The organism is Vibrio sp. 10N.261.45.E2, assembly GCF_002875705.1.
Classification (GTDB): Bacteria; Pseudomonadota; Gammaproteobacteria; order Enterobacterales; family Vibrionaceae; genus Vibrio.
In genome coordinates, this window is sequence record NZ_MCZZ01000109.1 from 139,962 (window position 1) to 156,626 (window position 16,665).

The 16,665-nt window shown below is 45.0% G+C and carries 16 protein-coding genes; 7 read left to right on the forward strand and 9 right to left on the reverse strand.

The window, feature by feature from the left end; genetic code table 11:
• The first annotated feature begins 56 nt into the window (after nucleotides 1-56).
• Nucleotides 57-698, forward strand: a complete 642-nt coding sequence (locus BCT34_RS07725) for a cytochrome b/b6 domain-containing protein (protein ID WP_076652821.1) — start codon at nucleotides 57-59, stop codon at nucleotides 696-698.
• 18 nt (nucleotides 699-716) lie between these two features.
• Nucleotides 717-1,145: a MarR family transcriptional regulator gene (locus BCT34_RS07730; RefSeq protein ID WP_076652819.1), complete on the forward strand. Its 429-nt coding sequence runs from the start codon at nucleotides 717-719 to the stop codon at nucleotides 1,143-1,145.
• Between the two features lie 71 nt (nucleotides 1,146-1,216).
• On the opposite strand, the gene BCT34_RS07735 is transcribed toward BCT34_RS07730, so the two are convergent.
• From BCT34_RS07735 to BCT34_RS07750, 4 genes are all read right to left on the reverse strand, one after another.
• Nucleotides 1,217-2,080, reverse strand: a complete 864-nt coding sequence (locus BCT34_RS07735) for a DMT family transporter (protein WP_076652816.1) — start codon at nucleotides 2,078-2,080, stop codon at nucleotides 1,217-1,219.
• Nucleotides 2,081-2,190: 110 nt separating this feature from the next.
• Complete coding sequence (locus BCT34_RS07740; RefSeq protein ID WP_076652813.1) at nucleotides 2,191-3,288, reverse strand: alkene reductase; 1,098 nt, start codon at nucleotides 3,286-3,288, stop codon at nucleotides 2,191-2,193.
• A 14-nt stretch (nucleotides 3,289-3,302) separates the two neighbouring features.
• On the reverse strand, nucleotides 3,303-3,680 hold the full coding sequence (gene gloA, locus BCT34_RS07745; protein ID WP_076652810.1) for a lactoylglutathione lyase: 378 nt from the start codon (nucleotides 3,678-3,680) through the stop codon (nucleotides 3,303-3,305).
• A 256-nt stretch (nucleotides 3,681-3,936) separates the two neighbouring features.
• On the reverse strand, nucleotides 3,937-4,872 hold the full coding sequence (locus BCT34_RS07750; RefSeq protein WP_076652807.1) for a LysR family transcriptional regulator: 936 nt from the start codon (nucleotides 4,870-4,872) through the stop codon (nucleotides 3,937-3,939).
• 134 nt (nucleotides 4,873-5,006) lie between these two features.
• On the opposite strand from BCT34_RS07750, the gene BCT34_RS07755 reads away from it, so the two are divergent.
• The 5 genes from BCT34_RS07755 to BCT34_RS07775 all read left to right on the forward strand — a co-directional run bounded on the left by BCT34_RS07755 (nucleotide 5,007) and on the right by BCT34_RS07775 (nucleotide 11,719).
• A complete protein-coding gene (locus BCT34_RS07755; protein ID WP_076652805.1) occupies nucleotides 5,007-6,233 on the forward strand; it encodes an outer membrane protein transport protein in 1,227 nt (408 codons plus the stop codon).
• 999 nt (nucleotides 6,234-7,232) lie between these two features.
• Nucleotides 7,233-7,844 (forward strand): magnesium transporter, encoded by a 612-nt coding sequence (locus tag BCT34_RS07760; RefSeq protein WP_076652802.1) that lies wholly within the window; start codon nucleotides 7,233-7,235, stop codon nucleotides 7,842-7,844.
• Nucleotides 7,844-8,833 (forward strand): hemolysin D, encoded by a 990-nt coding sequence (locus BCT34_RS07765; protein ID WP_076652799.1) that lies wholly within the window; start codon nucleotides 7,844-7,846, stop codon nucleotides 8,831-8,833. The genes BCT34_RS07760 and BCT34_RS07765 overlap by 1 nt, the downstream gene beginning before the upstream one ends.
• A 252-nt stretch (nucleotides 8,834-9,085) precedes the next feature.
• On the forward strand, nucleotides 9,086-11,062 hold the full coding sequence (locus tag BCT34_RS07770) for an alkyl sulfatase dimerization domain-containing protein (RefSeq protein ID WP_076652797.1): 1,977 nt from the start codon (nucleotides 9,086-9,088) through the stop codon (nucleotides 11,060-11,062).
• A 168-nt stretch (nucleotides 11,063-11,230) separates the two neighbouring features.
• A complete protein-coding gene (locus BCT34_RS07775) occupies nucleotides 11,231-11,719 on the forward strand; it encodes a hypothetical protein (RefSeq protein ID WP_076652794.1) in 489 nt (162 codons plus the stop codon).
• A 77-nt stretch (nucleotides 11,720-11,796) separates the two neighbouring features.
• Here BCT34_RS07775 and cyoE read toward each other — a convergent pair whose 3' ends face one another.
• Genes cyoE through cyoA form a run of 5 tightly spaced genes read right to left on the reverse strand, consistent with a single transcriptional unit; the run spans nucleotide 11,797 to nucleotide 16,573 of the window.
• A complete protein-coding gene (gene cyoE / locus BCT34_RS07780) occupies nucleotides 11,797-12,669 on the reverse strand; it encodes a heme o synthase (RefSeq protein ID WP_198593449.1) in 873 nt (290 codons plus the stop codon).
• 8 nt (nucleotides 12,670-12,677) lie between these two features.
• On the reverse strand, nucleotides 12,678-12,989 hold the full coding sequence (cyoD, locus tag BCT34_RS07785; protein WP_052879838.1) for a cytochrome o ubiquinol oxidase subunit IV: 312 nt from the start codon (nucleotides 12,987-12,989) through the stop codon (nucleotides 12,678-12,680).
• Nucleotides 12,989-13,624: a cytochrome o ubiquinol oxidase subunit III gene (gene cyoC / locus BCT34_RS07790; RefSeq protein WP_241902785.1), complete on the reverse strand. Its 636-nt coding sequence runs from the start codon at nucleotides 13,622-13,624 to the stop codon at nucleotides 12,989-12,991. The genes cyoD and cyoC overlap by 1 nt, the downstream gene beginning before the upstream one ends.
• Entirely contained in the window at nucleotides 13,596-15,671 is a 2,076-nt protein-coding gene (gene cyoB, locus BCT34_RS07795; RefSeq protein ID WP_076652787.1) for a cytochrome o ubiquinol oxidase subunit I, read from the reverse strand. Before cyoB ends, cyoC begins: the two co-directional genes overlap by 29 nt.
• 5 nt (nucleotides 15,672-15,676) lie before the next feature.
• Nucleotides 15,677-16,573, reverse strand: a complete 897-nt coding sequence (cyoA, locus tag BCT34_RS07800) for a ubiquinol oxidase subunit II (RefSeq protein WP_083702790.1) — start codon at nucleotides 16,571-16,573, stop codon at nucleotides 15,677-15,679.
• Nucleotides 16,574-16,665 lie beyond the last annotated feature (92 nt).

Sequence of the window (16,665 nt, forward strand, 5' to 3'; positions counted from 1 at the left end):
AACTATTGTTGTGTAAATTATCCCCATCGAACAAATTCACCAATAGGAAACGCATTATGAAAATCTGGGACCTACCGACTCGACTTTACCACTGGCTTCAAGCCGCACTCTTTATTGGTCTTGCTGCATCAGGGTTCAACGGACAAGGCCCTCATGTTTACCTAGGCCTTGCACTATTCAGTTTGATTTTATGGCGCTTGGTTTGGGGCATCGTAGGCAGCGATACCAGTCGTTTTTCTCAATTCATCAGCTCTCCGAAGTCTGCTTGGAATTACTTGCGCGGAAAAGCTCGACCAAAACCGGGACATAACCCGCTAGGTGCGTGGATGGTAATAGGAATGATCACGACTCTATTTGTCCAGTGTATGACTGGGCTTGTCATTGCAGGACTTTTTGATGCCATTCCAGGCTCGGAACTTATGATTACTGATACTGTATTTGAGGTTTCAGGCGTGGCGCACGGTATTGCAGTGCGCATGTTGGTGGTCTTTGTCGTTCTGCATCTATTGGCAATCATGACTTATAAGCTACGTTCAAAACCACTTGTGTTAGCCATGATCACAGGCAAACAAAACCACACACCGTCATTGGAAAATTTTGAAAATGGCACTCAATTAGCTTTTTCTTCAAATAGCAAAGCATTGTTGGTGCTAATTGCATCGGTATTAGTTACGATGACAATAGTTGTTATGTCATAAAGAGTTAGGTAGCAAACAATGCCAGAAGAATTTGACAGACCAAATAGCTTTGGTTGGTTAGTAAATGTCGTCGCTAATAAGGCGAGCAAAGATTTCGATGTAGAATTGAAAAAGTATGGGCTAACCATCGCATTATGGCCGACCTTGATGTGCCTTTGGGAAGAAGAAGGGCTGACACAACGTGATATCGCCGCGAAGTCAAAAGTAGAAAATTCAACAACGACACGCACATTAGATAAATTGGAAAAGCTTGATCTTGTCGAACGAAGAACGGATCCGAACAGCCGTCGTTCTTTCCGAATTTATCTTACAGAAAAGGGCAAGGAGCTCGAAAAAGATATCATTCCAGTACCCGCTCGCGTAAACAAAGAGTTGATGAGCGCATTAGATGCTGATGAGCAGCAACAGATGATCGGCTTGCTTAAGAAAATGGTCGCGGCTATTTAGCTTGAAGCTAACTCAGCAACGACCACTCAGTAACCTAGTTCAATAGACCCTCGCCCTAAACGAGGGTTTTCTTATTTTCGTGACCACTTGATGTAGCAAAATAGGGAAGCAATGATCACCGCTCCACCTAATAGCTTTTGCATCTCAACGGTTTCACCCAACATACTCACGCTCAGTAATAGTGTCCAAAGCGGCTCTAAAATCATGATCAGCGCCGCCACTTCCATGTTCACCGAATGCTGCCCTACCGTTTGCAATAGGTAGCGAATAGAGGTCGCCACAACGGCTGAAACAATGAACCAGAAAACCAAGGTTTTAGTAATCTCGAACTCAGGTTGAGCCGTCATTGAAGCGAACGCTAAGCCACTTGCACCCACCACAAACAGCTGCACACAAATTGATGCAATCGGCTTTATATTGGTGATCACACGCTTATTCATCACAAAGTGGACAGATAACAGCATTGAAGCAAATAAGAAATAGATCTGACTTTGTTCTACATGCCAACCGTTGGTCAAGGTGAGCAATAACATACCCATTATCGCAATCGGAAATGACATCCAAAATGCACGATTAGGCTTAACTCGAAACAGTATCCAAGAGACGAATGGCGCAATGATCATCGCGAGGCTCATGATAAATGCTCCTTCAGACAACGTCTCCGTCACCGAAACCGCAAATACCCATACCTGCAATGAAGCAGACAGCAACAAGCCAACGCCACAAAGAGAAAGTATCTGCTTAAACGAAAGCTTTCGAATGTAATGAAGACAAAATGGCAGAAGAATAAGACTCGCGACGAGGAACCGAACACCAATGAACACCGGCCCTGGCATTTCTAAAACCACCAGCTTAGATGCAATCCACCCAACCCCAGCTAATAGGGTGGCAAATAAGAGGTAAAGCTCTCCGCGCATTGCTTTCACGTTCATCATTTTATTTGGTCCAATAGCAAAAAAAGCAACCCGACTCTGCAAGGTTGCTTTTTATAAACATTCAACAGGGACAAGATATTATCTCAATACCCTGCTTCAAGCAGCTGTTTTTAGCCTGCGTATTCTGGGTAGTCTGTTAAACCTTTTTCAGCGCCACCGAACAATGTGTTTGGATCGTGCGCCGCAAGTGGGTAGCCATTTTGAATACGTGCAGGTAAGTCAGGGTTCGCAACGAATGGACGACCAAAGCCAACCATGTCAGTTACACCTTCAGCTACCGCTTTTTCGCCACGTTCACTGTCGTATTTACCTGCATAAATAAGGACACCATCGTAAGCTTCACGAACTGCCGCTTTAAATGCTTTTGGCGTTTCAGGTGCGTCGTCCCAATCCACTTCTGCAATGTGCAGGTAAACAATTTTGTATAGGTTAAGTAGTGCTGCCGCTGCTGTGTAAGTTTCTACCGGCGTAGCGTCCACAGTACCATTCAACGATGTGAACGGAGCAAGGCGTACACCAACACGGTCTGCACCAATTGCGTCAACCATCGCTTCAACCACTTCACCTAAGAAACGTAAACGGTTTTCAATTGAACCGCCGTATTCGTCAGTACGGTTATTCGCTTCAGAATCGATGAATTGATTGACCAAGTAGCCATTCGCTGCGTGAAGTTCAATGCCATCGAAGCCCGCTTCAATCGCGTTCAATGCCGCTTGGCGGTACTGTTCAACGACTTCGTTAATGTCTTGTTTAGTCATCTCACGAGGCTCAACCACATCAACAAAACCCGGTTCATCAGTACCGTTATCGATGAATACTTTCACGTTTTCTGCTTTAAGTGCAGAAGACGAAATTGGTTGTTCGCCACCAATGTTGTCCGGGTGTGTTACACGGCCTACATGCCAAAGTTGAGCGAAGATAACGCCCTCTTTTTCATGTACAGCACCAGTCACTTTTTTCCAACCAGCTATCTGCTCGTCAGAATAGATACCCGGAGTCCAAGCGTAACCTTGGCCCATAGGTGAAATTTGTGTGCCTTCCGCAATAATCAAACCTGCAGAAGCGCGTTGAGCGTAGTAAGCCGCCATCATGTCGTTTGCTGAATTACCAGGTTGCGTTGCGCGAGAACGCGTCATCGGTGGCATAACAATACGGTTTTTAAGCTCGATATTACCAAGTTGAATTGGTTGAAATAGTGCGTTTGTCATTGTTATATCCTCGATTAACCTAGTTGAATCAGTTCGATTTGGTAGCCGTCTGGGTCAGTAATGAAAGCGATATGAGTTGAACCGCCTTTCACTGGACCCGCTTCGCGAGTGACGTTGCCACCTAGCGATTTGATCTTGTCGCATGCTGCGTAAATATCTTCTACACCCAATGCCAGATGACCAAACGCGCTGCCCATCTCGTACTCGTAAGTATCCCAGTTGTACGTTAGCTCGATAGTCGTGCCGCCTTGCTCGTAGCCAACAAAAACCAATGTGTAGCGGAAGTCTTTGTTTTCATGGCGTTCAAGTTCCTTCATTCCCAATACCTTGGTGTAGAACTCGATAGACTTATCTAAATCAGTAACTCGGATCATTGTGTGTAGGAATTTCATATTTCGCCCTTGATACTTTAATCTCAGCCTCATCGCATAAAGCTAACTCATCGTATGAAGCCAAGTAATGTTCGTTGAGGTAAACCTTGAGGCCACCTATTTCTCTGTTGCTAGGTATATTACTGAACACACACAAATCAGTGAAATTATTAAACATTCTCATTTTAATAATTTTTTATTATTAAAATATTGGCTAGTACCAACTAAACGACACAAAAAAGGGAAGCCAATGCTCCCCTTAGATTTAGACTCTCAATTAAAATCGCAACCGCCTATCTTTAAGCGCCTTCGACATTGAGTCTGATGTACTGATGACTTGTTCTCTGAACCATTTATGAGCGGGGTCGCTGTTCTGCTTCTTCAACCAAATCAGATAGTGAGACATCGGCTTATATTCAAAGGGTGGCTTGAACAGCTGTAAACTTAACTTTTCTTGAAACTGCACGGCCATAGATAAAGGCACGACAGTGATGTAATCGGATTGGCTACACAGCAAGATATTACTGAACAGTGAACGCCCATGAAATACGATTTTACGCTGGGACAGATCCAAAGAAGTGTAGTGATTCAAACTGCGAACTTTGCGTCGCGTTCTGTCTAATACGGCGTGCTTTTCACTTAGGAACTGAGCTTCGCTGATTTCACCTTGAATTCGCGGGTGATCAGCTCGACACACGATCACAAACTCGCCTTCATAAAGTGTTTCACTGACGATACTTGGGTGTTCAGGCACCACAATATCGATCATCGCATCGAACTCTTGCGTCAAAAGATCTTCGTAAATGCGCTCATCACTGTCTGGTTGATCAAAGACTTCCAGCGACAAGTTTTGATTAGGAAACGCCGCGAAACTATTGAGCAGAACCCACTGTAAGTGCTCAGGTGCAGAAATAACAAACTTACGCTCAGAAGATTGCTCATCAAAATTAGCCATCGACTGAAACACGCCATTGAGTTCATTGATCGGCGCTTTAATTTGTTCATACAAGCTTTGAGCATAAGACGTAGGCGCAACACCTCTTCCTTTGCGAACAAAAAGCTCTTGGCCAATCTCTTTCTTTAGACGAGCTAACGCGGTACTGATGGTCGATTGATTGGTACTGAGTTGATCCGCAGCTTTACTTAAACTGCCCTGCTCCATCACCGCAGAAAACACGGCAAGTAGATTGAAGTTGGGGATGTCGTTGCTCATATATCATTACTCGTTAGGCGACCATGAGCACCATGCTATCGTAAAAACGATAGAATGAAATAAGAATCCCTCGTTTAAAGTCCCAAATTGAGACACTAACATCCCGCGTAATTAGTTTCTTGATAGGCTTCCCCATGAAAAAACACTACCTTGCCATCACTATTGCGATGATGACGAGTAACGCGATGCTTTCAAACCCAGTATTGGCTGCGGCTCACCTTCTTCCTGAGCTTGGTTCCCTCAACGCAAGCACCGCAGGCGCGGGGTCGGCAGCATTAGCTGAAAGTGCGTTAACCGCATGGACTAACCCTGCCGCTATGTCTCAGCTAGAAAACCCTGAACTCACCGTCAATCTGGCAGGCCTGTACACAGACATCAACTATTCAGACACGAATCCAAAAGAGCGTTTTGACAATAACATCGATGCTGGCGGTTGGGCTCCAGTAGGAAGCTTCTACTTTGTCACTCCTATCAACGACAAATTTCACGCGGGTTTTGCTCTAGCTTCTCAAGGTGGTTCGGGAATAGATTATGGCGATAACTTTTCTGGACAGCGTTTATTAAAGAACGTTGAATTCATGACCGTTCAACTGATGCCTTCGATATCTTACAAAGTGAATGAGCAGTTTTCAGTAGGAGCCTCCGTCAATGCTGAATACCTCACCGCTAACGGCGAGTTAAACCCTTTTATCGGTGCTGACGACATAAATTCTGAACACTTATTTAAAGCAGACGCAGACGACTTCACGGTTGGCTACTCTCTTAGTGCCTTTTACCAACCGAACGAACAACACCGTTTTGGCTTTATCTATCGCTCTGAACTTGCTCATTACGGTGAAGGCGACCTTCAATATTCAGCTAGCAACACCAAGCATGCTGTTGGGCTCGACTTTATCATGCCTCAACACATCCAAATTAGCGGCGTGCACGCCGTCAATGATCAGTGGGACATGCTGTGGAGCGTGACTTGGTATGATCTATCAACATGGACAGATCTCACGCTAGATATTAATGATCTATCAGCCAAGATTGTTGATCGTAGCTTTGACGATGTTTGGAATCTAGCGATAGGTACTCATTACCAAATCACCCCAACCTTGCGACTTGAAACAGGTATCAGCTACGAAACCTCTCCTCAAGATGACCCAAATCATCAATATATGGATCTTCCTGTGGGCGAAACCAAGCGTATTGGCGCAGGTGCCACCTATGCGCTAAACAAGAGCTGGGAACTACGCGCTTACTACGATTACATCGATCTTGACGAGCCTGAACTGAATTATGCGAACGGCCGAGTTATAGGCACTTATGACAACAGCGCACACTTCTTTGGCATGCAAGCGAACTACCGCTTCCTGTAAAGCAGCACTTCGGCTCTTTCGTCAATTATCAATGAATAAAGCACTATGCCTGACACATGGCTTCAATAGTGCTCCAAATCAAGGCCTAGCTATCCGCTAGGCCTTTCCATATCAACTCTTCAGCTGCAATGTTTCATCCCCATTCAACATCGCATTTTATTGGGTTAGATTACACACTCAATAGAACATAAACAATACGATATTGTCTCGCTTATCGTGACACTGTGTTCAGCCCCTTCTAGATATACATTTGAGCAATTAAAGCTACAATATTTCGAATTCAGCGTTCAACCGTAAACAAGAACGTATTTTACCAATACTCAGAAACCGACTATCAGTTATATATCGCCATCCTTCGTTTCTATTGCTCTTTTTATTGTAAGAAGCGTGTAAAAAGATTAATTTTATATAAATGCCTTATTGATGCTTTTATTAGTCATTTCATTGATCCAAACCAATTTAACCGCCGATGTTTTCAAGCCGAATTTGAGCGCTAGCAAATAATTCAACCTACCGATTTAGAGTGATAGTAACTCATCGTAATTACGATATTATCAAATCGTAATTCTGGGTAGATACTGTTCAAAACTCTTCTTATTATCCTGCCAACAAATCAATTCTTAACCCAAACAGAATGCTGACAAATGTTTCACAACACTATGTCAATTGCCATGGAAGAGCCCCTCGACAGCCGAGGTATAACAAGTAACGAAGACAATAGTTAGCAGAGCGAATCTAATATTTCATTCTGTATGACATAGTCATCCAGCCTGCATTTCTGACTACTAATAAGAATTGGTTTGTGGGGAAGCATATTCGCTTCTTGAAACCGAGAATCGGTTGTCTGGACGGAGTAGCATCGCTTTAAATACCATCTATTACTTTTGTTTATTATGCGCACCAATCTACCCACATAATAGACATCTACTTTTTAAGATGTCATTAAAAGTTAGACTTCTAGGCTGCAAATTCTCTCTTCTTATTTATGTAGGTTGAGATATGAACTTTATAAAAATCGTTTTCCAGAAAATCTGGGCCGTTGTGATGGTCTTGATTAAATTCTGCCTGTTTATGGCAGTGATGTTTGGTGGTGCATGGGCTCTTGCACCACTAGGCACTATCCATTCAAAAGACATCGACATGTCTCAATTCAACAACCATCCCAATGAAATGATGATGAACTTCTTCCAGACGGAATATTTCTCTGGTTACTTGTTCTCAGTAACAATTGCTGTGGTATTAGCCGGTGTTTACGGTATGTGGCAATTGCACGAGTTGGGTGTGCATAAAGCAAAAGAGCATAAAAGCGCTCACGTACAAATCGTTTTTGCACTGTCACTTTGCGGGCTCTTCATCAGCAAAACATTCTGGGTTATCGCCTTGGTTATCGCATTAGCGAACTGGAAACATATTGGTCAATCACTGAGTGATGTAATTCGCCGTGGTGTTCAACCTAAACAAGACGCGGCTAATGCAGAGACTGCCGCAGTCCAAACATCACCCGAAACACCTGCAGCAGAGCCGTCTCACACGAAACAGGCTCCAGTAGAACAGTCTTTAGAAGCTCTATCTTCAAAAGAAAAAACTCCAACAGATAAAGAGGTCGCATAATGAAAGAGATGCTGATTCCATACATCCTAATTGTATGGTCACTGTTTGCGACAGGCGCACTTAAGAAGAACTTCAAAAACTACACTTGGGCTGCCATTGGCGGTGTTACGATTCTTACGGTATTAGCGGTTATCTCTCGCTTGTGGGCACCGGTTGATTTAACGAATTCAACCACAGTAAAAGCACCACATGCGGTGATGTCACCAGTGTTTGGCCAGCAGATTGATGAAATCCATGTTGACCATAACCAAATGGTAAAAGAGAACGATGTGATTTACACACTCGTCGACATTAACTCTGCTGCTGACAAAGCGAAAATCGAATCTGAGATTGTTAAGAAAGAAGAACAGATCAAACAGATGACACGAGATCTTGAGCGTACTGAAACATCACCAGAGATCTTCAATGCTCGTGATGTTGAAAAATACGATTCTGATTTACGTGTAATGAACGCAGAACTAAACTCGCTGGTTGCCGATCTTCAAAAAGTAAATTGGGCGCAAGACAAAAAGACGATTCGTGCTGAGTTCGATGGCCAAGTCGCTATTGTGAACATTGCTGAAGGTTCAGTAATGGGTAACATGCACCTTTACAACACCAACAAGAAGTTTTTGGAAATGCGTGTTTCTGATCAAACCTACGGATATGTTCAAAAAGGTGACTTCGCGGAATTTTTCGTTGATGCATACCCTGGTCATGTTTTCAGAGCAAAAGTACACAGCTTCACGACAGGTACAGGCGAAGCAGCCATTTCACCATTCCAAGGGCCACAAAGTGTTGGTCAACACGTGGTAAGAAACGGTAATGGATTAGGTCGTACTATCGTACTTGAGATCATCGAACCAGAAGGTTTCAATATCCCAATTGGTTCAGCTGGCGCAGCTTGGATCTCGGCAGAGAAACCACATCCATTCTGGGGCTTCATCGATGTGATCGGCGCAGCAACCGTTCGCCTACAATCTTACAAGTCATACTTAGGTGCTTGGTAAGAACTCAAGCTCTTAGTAAGCGATAAATTGCAGTCCAAATGCCCCGAGTTTCGGGGCATTTTTGTATCTGAGACAAGCTCGACTGACTAATTGATTTAGATCAATACAAATCGCCAATATAATCATTAAGTAAATAAATCATCGAAAAAACGATAGATTGAAATCCTTTTAACGCGTAGATAGCGACCTCTTCCACCTCTATCATTTGATTCAAGAAATCCAATTCCTGTATCCAAATATAAGGTCACTATCATGACTAATACATTTAAGAAAATGGCGCTTCCTGTTGCTATCGCAAGCGCTCTATTTGCGGCTGGCTTTGCGTCTGCAACACCCGTTGTAGAAGCGACATCGAAAGTCGGCCAAGAACTTCAAACGGCAAACGCAGCTCAATACCAAAACATCGATCTTGATGCGCGCTACAAAAGCGAGGTTCTATTCGAACACAAGTCAAACATGTTCTGGGGCAAAGGCGAGCGCATCCAGGTTGTTTCTAAAACGGGCGAATCTCTCGCTTACACCGAAGAATCTGACCACGTTCATCCAATCCTAACCAAGCATGGTCGTAAAATGGACCAAGCAATCATCAAAGTGGATGACAATATTTATCTTGGTTACGGCTTTGGTCTAGACACTCCAGTCATGATCGAAGGTACTGATGGCATCATCATTGTCGACCCAGGCGAGTCTGTAGAAATGGCTCAATCGGTTAAAGAGCAGTTCCGACAAATCACTGATAAGCCAGTTAAAGCAATCATCTACTCTCACAACCACATCGACCATATTTCTGGTGTGCGTGCATGGGTAACTGACGAAGAAGTGGCGTCTGGTGAAGTTAAAATCATAGCAGAAGAAGGTTTGACCGCAGCGGTTGCTAACTGGTCTTCAAACCTAGGTACTCTATTTGGTCACCGTACATCTTACACAGGTGCTAAGCACGTAGAAGAAGGGGAACACGGCACAGTAAACGACGGCCTTGGTCCTCGTTTCATGCAGGGTGCTATCTCGTTCATTGAACCGAACCTACTGGTACCAAGCCAAAGCCACATCGAAATCGAAATTGCTGGCGTGAAAATGCACATTGAGAACGTGCCTTCTGAAACCAAAGATGAATTAGTGGTTTACTTCCCGGACCAAAAAATCCTGCACGCGGCTGAAGTACTTCAAGGTGAAAACTTCCCTAACCTTCACACCATCCGTGGTACTAAATTCCGCGATCCATCAATGTGGTTCAAGGGCATTGATGTAATGCGTAAGTTCGACACTGAGATCATGATTAACTCGCACGGTCGCCCTGTTGAAGGCAAAGAAGCGGTTTCTAACGTGCTAACGGCTTACCGTGATGCGATTCAATACACGCATGACCAAACTATCCGTTACATGAACAAAGGTATGACGCCAGACGAGCTAGTTGAAGTAGTTAAACTTCCTAAGCACCTTGCTGAACACCCTTGGCTAGGCGAGCACTACGGTACGGTTGCACACGCCGTGCGTCAGATTTACGTAGGTTACAACGGTTTCTTCGAAGCAGATCCGTGGCAACTAGAACCAATGGCCTACGAGCAACGTGCGAAAGCATTCGTAGAGGTTATGGGCGGTCGTGACAACATCCTTAAAACTGCACAAGCAGCAATTAAGGCTGAGAACTACACATTTGCAGCAGAAATTCTGTCTTACCCTATCACGGTAAACAAACAAGATATGGAAGCTCGCGAAATGAAAGCACAAGCTTACAAAGCATGGGCTGCAGACCAAGTGAACATCAACTGGCGTAACTGGGCACTTAACGCTGCCGCTGAACTAGAGAACAAGCGTGACTTCTCTAACATGATTAGCTTCGCTTCTGTTGACGTTCTTACTGCACTACCAAGCAAGCAGATCTTCGACATGATGACTTCAACACTTATCGCTGAGAACTCGTTAGACGTGAACATGATGCTAACGTACAACTTCTCGGATACGAACGAAGCATTCACTATCGAAATCCGTAACGGTATTGCTCAATTACACGAAGAAGCAGTGAAAGGTGCAGACGTTCAGATCGACACCACTCGTGCAGTGTTGAACCAAATCTTGATTGCTGGCCCTAACGCTCAGCAAGTGATTGGTACCAACTTGCAGTCTGGTGCATTCAAGTTCTCGAATGGCGACATCAAAGGTTTCGGTCAATTCATGAGCTACTTCGATAAAGCAATGACTCCAGAAGAGATCATGCTCATCGTTCGTTAATTGGATAGACACCAAGCAAAGGCATGCTAAGGATGGCGAGCCGATAACTTAGGGACCCATTGTGGTCCCTTTATCGTTTATTTATTGGTACAGTTCGCAACCTTCACTCAACGACCTAGTTCTATTGTTGAAGTAAGGAAACTGCCCTACTTCGTTTAAGGTTCACACATGCTAAAACGATTTGCTCTCATTCTTTCACTCACATCTTCCCTCACTTTCGCTTGTGGTCTTCACCAAGATACCGGATTTAGTTTAGTGACAGAGCCCGGTTCACTCGAGGTGTTTGGCAACGTCATCACAGCTAGACAAGATGATGAATTCAACAACCTAGATAAACCCGATCACTTTCGACTCTTTGCAATCAAGGCCGCGCTTGCGAAGCCCTATCCAAGCAAAATAGAGTTCAATCTATTCGAGGCGATTAAAGGTCATTACAGCCAAGTTCATCTTGAGAAAGGTGTCGATGTATCAGGTAGAGACACCTTGCCTACCGAGCAAGACCTACTAATGATTACTGAATTGGATGTATTCGATGCGCTAGCGACGGGAACCATCTCTTGGGATCACGCAACACTAAACGGCCTAGTGATCATCAATGGCCCCCTAGATAAACGAGAGCAACTTGAAGATTGGTTTAGTGACATTTTTGAAGGGTGATAGCTTAAAGCGGCATAGATAAAAGGTCGTCAAACCCTCGGACTTCATAACATTGAGGGCTCAACGACAAACTTAAATCAAAAAAGTGCAGACAACGGAATCAATTCCAGTCCGAGCACACCGCTGATGCTCATGACCACCAGCAGAGATACCTTGAATACTGTCTTTGACCATTGGATGTAGTTGAGGCAATCGACTTTGTGGAATGTCACTTTGGTCCACATAAAGCAAACCGCCGCCGACACCGCTAGGTATTCGTAACCCGCTTCTCCGAGTAAAAATAACCCAAGAGCAACCGCGCCAAAAGCAACCACGTACGCTTTCATATGTTTGTGCGCCTTATCCACACCCTCTTTGACTGGGAGTACAGGAATGCCTGCATCGCGGTAGTCTTGAATGCGAAACATCGCAATCGCATACGAATGTGGCATTTGCCATAAGCAGAACATGACGAACAGAAGAACTGCTCCTAAGCTCAGGTAGTTAGTTACGCCAAGGTAGCCAACTAGAGGCGGAACCGCACCAGAGATACTACCCACTAAGGTGCCGTAAACCGAATTACGCTTGTACCACATGGTGTAGAAAAAGACGTAAAACACATAGCCAAGCAAAACCACAACCGCAGACATCGGATTAACAAATTGAAACAGCAACGCTGTGCCTGCCAACAACATAACTAACGCATAGATAAATGCGACGTCTGTGTTGATATTGCCCTGAACCAATTCACGGTTCTGGGTACGTTTCATTTTCTGGTCGATATCTCGATCAAAGATGTTGTTCACCACGCAACCTGATGCAATCACAAACCCTACACCCGCTAAAGTCGTCAGCAACAACATCGCACTGGCTGGTTCTGTTTTTGCAGCGAGGAAGAACCCCGCCGCAACAGAAATCAGGTTGCCGAAAATGATGCCCGGTTTGGTAATAGACAAATATTTTTTCAGCATACCTTGGCCTACAACTTCATGTTGACGTTCATGTTGTAGATGATCCATACCGAGCCGGCGATAAGAATCAATACAACAATGGCGGTAAACATCAGTGAAACTAAGTTCCAACGCCCATCGGACGATTTCGCTTCCATATGCAAGAAGTACTTAAAGTGCACAAAGATTTGCACCAGCGCACAACCGAACAAAATCACGTAAGTTTCCGCGCTTGGAAGCGCATGTGCCCACACGATGTAGAACGGAATAATGGTCAGAATCAGTGACGCAATAAAGCCTTTCACGTAATCCGTTGCACCGCTATCTAGATGCTGTTCCATTACATCACCCCCATTAAGTACACGATGGTAAATACACAAATCCAAACAATATCAAGGAAATGCCAGAACAAGCTCAAGCACTGGAAACGCATCGACATGTTGTCGTTCAAGCCTTTGGTTGAAAGCTGGTGATAAGCTACCGCCATCCAGATAAGACCGAACGTTACGTGCAAACCGTGTGTGCAAACCAAGGTAAAGAACGCAGAAAGAAACGCACTCTCTTGAGGGCCATAGCCTTCTGCAATCAAGTGATGGAATTCATACACTTCCATACAGATAAAGGCTAAGCCCAATACGAAAGTGACTTTTATCCATCGCTTAAGTCCGGTAACGTCTTTGCGCTTCATTGCAATCATGCCAAAACCGAAAGTGATACTACTGAACAGCAGCATCATGGTTTCCACAAACACGAACGGAAGTTCGAAGATGTCTTTGCCCGTTGGTCCTGCAATAGAGCCACTTTCTAACACGGTATAAGTCGCGAAAAGCGTGGCAAACAGGACACAGTCACTCATTAAGTAAACCCAGAAGCCAAACAACTTATTGCCCGCAGCTTCGTGGTGATGATCATGCGAGTGTGCAAGATCATAAGTGTGTGACGGAGTATTAGCTTGCATACGTCGTCTCCAAATCATCTTTATTGTCGTTGTTATCACTGTCAGCGCTGTTACCACGACCAGAGTTGTCGCCTTTCACTGACTGTTTCTTCGCTTCTTCAAGCTGTGCACGTCGAGCCGCTTCAATCGCTTTGATCTCTTCAACTTCCACGTAGTAGTCCACATCGTCGTTGTAGCTGTGCTGAATACACGTCACTACGATACCCACTAGACTTGCAGCTGCTAACCACCAGATGTACCAAATCATTGCGAAGCCAAATGCTAACGCCCATGCAGACACGTAAATGCCTGTCGGTGTGTTCTTCGGCATGTGAATACGTTCATATTCTTCTTCCTGAGTTGGGTCAAACTCACCACTTTGCTTTTGATACCAGAACGAATCGATCTCATCGCCCTTAGGCAATTTCGCAAAGTTGTAGAACGGCGGTGGTGAAGACGTTGCCCATTCAAATGTGCGTCCACCCCATGGGTCACCCGTTAGATCTCGGTTCTGGTCGCGGTCACGAACACTCACGTAAATCTGTACGAATTGACACACAACACCCATCGCAATCACGCCCGTACCTGCAGCTGCAACCGCCAGTAGTGGGAAGAATTCAGGGTTAATGTCTTGGCTCAAACGACGCGTCATGCCCATAAAGCCCAGAGCGTAAAGCGGCAAGAACGCCATCAAGAAACCGATGATCCAGCAGTAGAATGCGCGTTTACCCCAAAGCTCGTTCAGAGTGAAACCGGTCGCTTTCGGGAACCAGTAACCAATCGCTGCAAAACAACCGAACACAACGCCACCAATGATTACGTTGTGGAAGTGCGCAATCAGAAATACAGAGTTATGCAGTATGAAGTCTGCGCCCGGTACCGCCATCAATACGCCCGTCATACCACCTACAGTAAAGGTGATTAGGAAACCGACCGTCCACATCATTGGTGTAGTAAAGCGAATACGTCCTTTGTACATGGTGAATAGCCAGTTGAAGATCTTAACCCCGGTCGGGATAGAGATAATCATGGTGGCGATGCCGAAGAAAGCATTCACATTTGCGCCTGAACCCATAGTGAAGAAGTGATGCAGCCAAACCACAAACGCAAGGATTGTGATAGCGACCGTCGCCCATACCAGTGATGTATAACCAAACAGTTTTTTGCGAGAGAAAGTCGCAGTCACTTCAGAAAACACACCGAAGATAGGCAAGATAAGGATATACACCTCAGGGTGTCCCCATGCCCAAATTAGGTTCACATACATCATCACGTTGCCACCAAGATCATTGGTGAAAAAGTGCGTGCCGATGTATCTATCCAAAGTCAGTAGCGCGATGGTTACCGTTAGGATTGGGAAAGAGATGATTATCAGGATGTTGGCACACAGAGATGCCCATGTGAACACTGGCATCTTCATCATTGGCATAGACGGAGTACGCATGCGCAAAATAGTCGCGAAGAAGTTTACACCCGTTAACGTTGTACCGACACCAGATATTTGCAGTGCCCATATCCAATAGTCGACCCCGACTCCCGGGCTTGCCTCAATGCCAGAGAGCGGCGGATACGCCAACCAACCTGTGCGTCCAAACTCACCTAAGCCCAGCGACATGTTGGTTAGGATAATACCCACGACAAACAGCCAGAAGCTCAAGTTATTCAGATAAGGGAATGCAACATCACGAGCGCCAATTTGCAGCGGCACAATGATGTTCATCAAGCCGATAACCAAGGGCATCGCTACGAAGAAAATCATGATCACGCCGTGAGCCGTGAAGATCTGGTCATAATGATGTGGCGGTAAATAGCCGGTCTCACCAGCTGCAGAAAGCAATTGCTGACTACGCATCATTACCGCATCAGCAAAGCCACGAACTAACATCACCATTGCCACAGCAATGTACATGAAGCCCAGTTTTTTGTGGTCTACAGACGTAAACCATTCATTCCAAAGGTATTGCCACTTACCGGCTTTAGTGACCGCGTACACCACTAAACTGCCCACTAAAGCAATCATGGTTAACGTGACCAAAATAATGGGTTCGTGGTAGGGAATTGAGTCTAGAGTTAATCTTCCAAACATGACGATTATCCTTGGGTTTCCCGCAAACAGTTCATTGAGCCAGGGTGCTGGGTCACGACATCGGTGAATAAAAATGGTGGGATACTGGAGAACAAAGTTACAGGTTCAGCCACACTTGGCGCTGCCAATGAACGGAACTGCTCCCAATCTTCAATACGGTCTGGGCTTGCTTTCACTTTTTCCACCCAGTTTAGAAATGCCACTTGATCAGGCATCGCTGATGCAGTGAATTTCATCTGAGAGAACCCTTTGCCACTGTAGTTCGATGCAAAGCCTTTGAAGTCACCTTCATGGTTAGCAATCAAATTCAGCTTGGTCACCATTCCCGGCATCGCGTAGATCTGCGAACCAAGACGCGGAATAAAGAACGCGTTCATGATGTTGTCTGAAGTCAGCTTAAACGTCACCGGAACATCTTTTGGGAACGCAACATAGTTAACCGTTGCAATGTGTTGCTCCGGATAGATGAATAGCCACTTCCAGTCCAGGGAGACCACTTCGATCACCATAGGTTGCACATCACTTTCCAGAGGCTTGGAAGGCTCTAGTTCGTGTGTTGTTCGCCAAGTGATGGTGGCAAGAATCGCAATAATGATGATTGGAATCGTCCATACCACTATTTCAATCTTGGTTGAGTGCGCCCAGTCAGGTGCATACTCTTCTGTGGTATTGCTTTCGCGGTATCTATAAGCAAAGTAGATGGTCATCAGAATCACGGGGATGACGACTATTAGCATCAGTAATAGAGCCGTGATGATCAGCTCCTTTTCCTGAACGCCAACGCTACCTTTTGGGTCGAGCAATGCGGAGTTACATCCTTCGAGCATCAGGACGGTTCCCACCAAACCAATCCTCGACAGATTTGCTCTCGATAAAATGCGTTTATATCTTGAAGCTTCCATTAACTTTCTCGATGGTTATCCAGCCTCGAAGCGAACGCCCGAGTACTGGTTGTCATGGTCATTAGAATATTTATGTGTTGAGCATGTGAAAC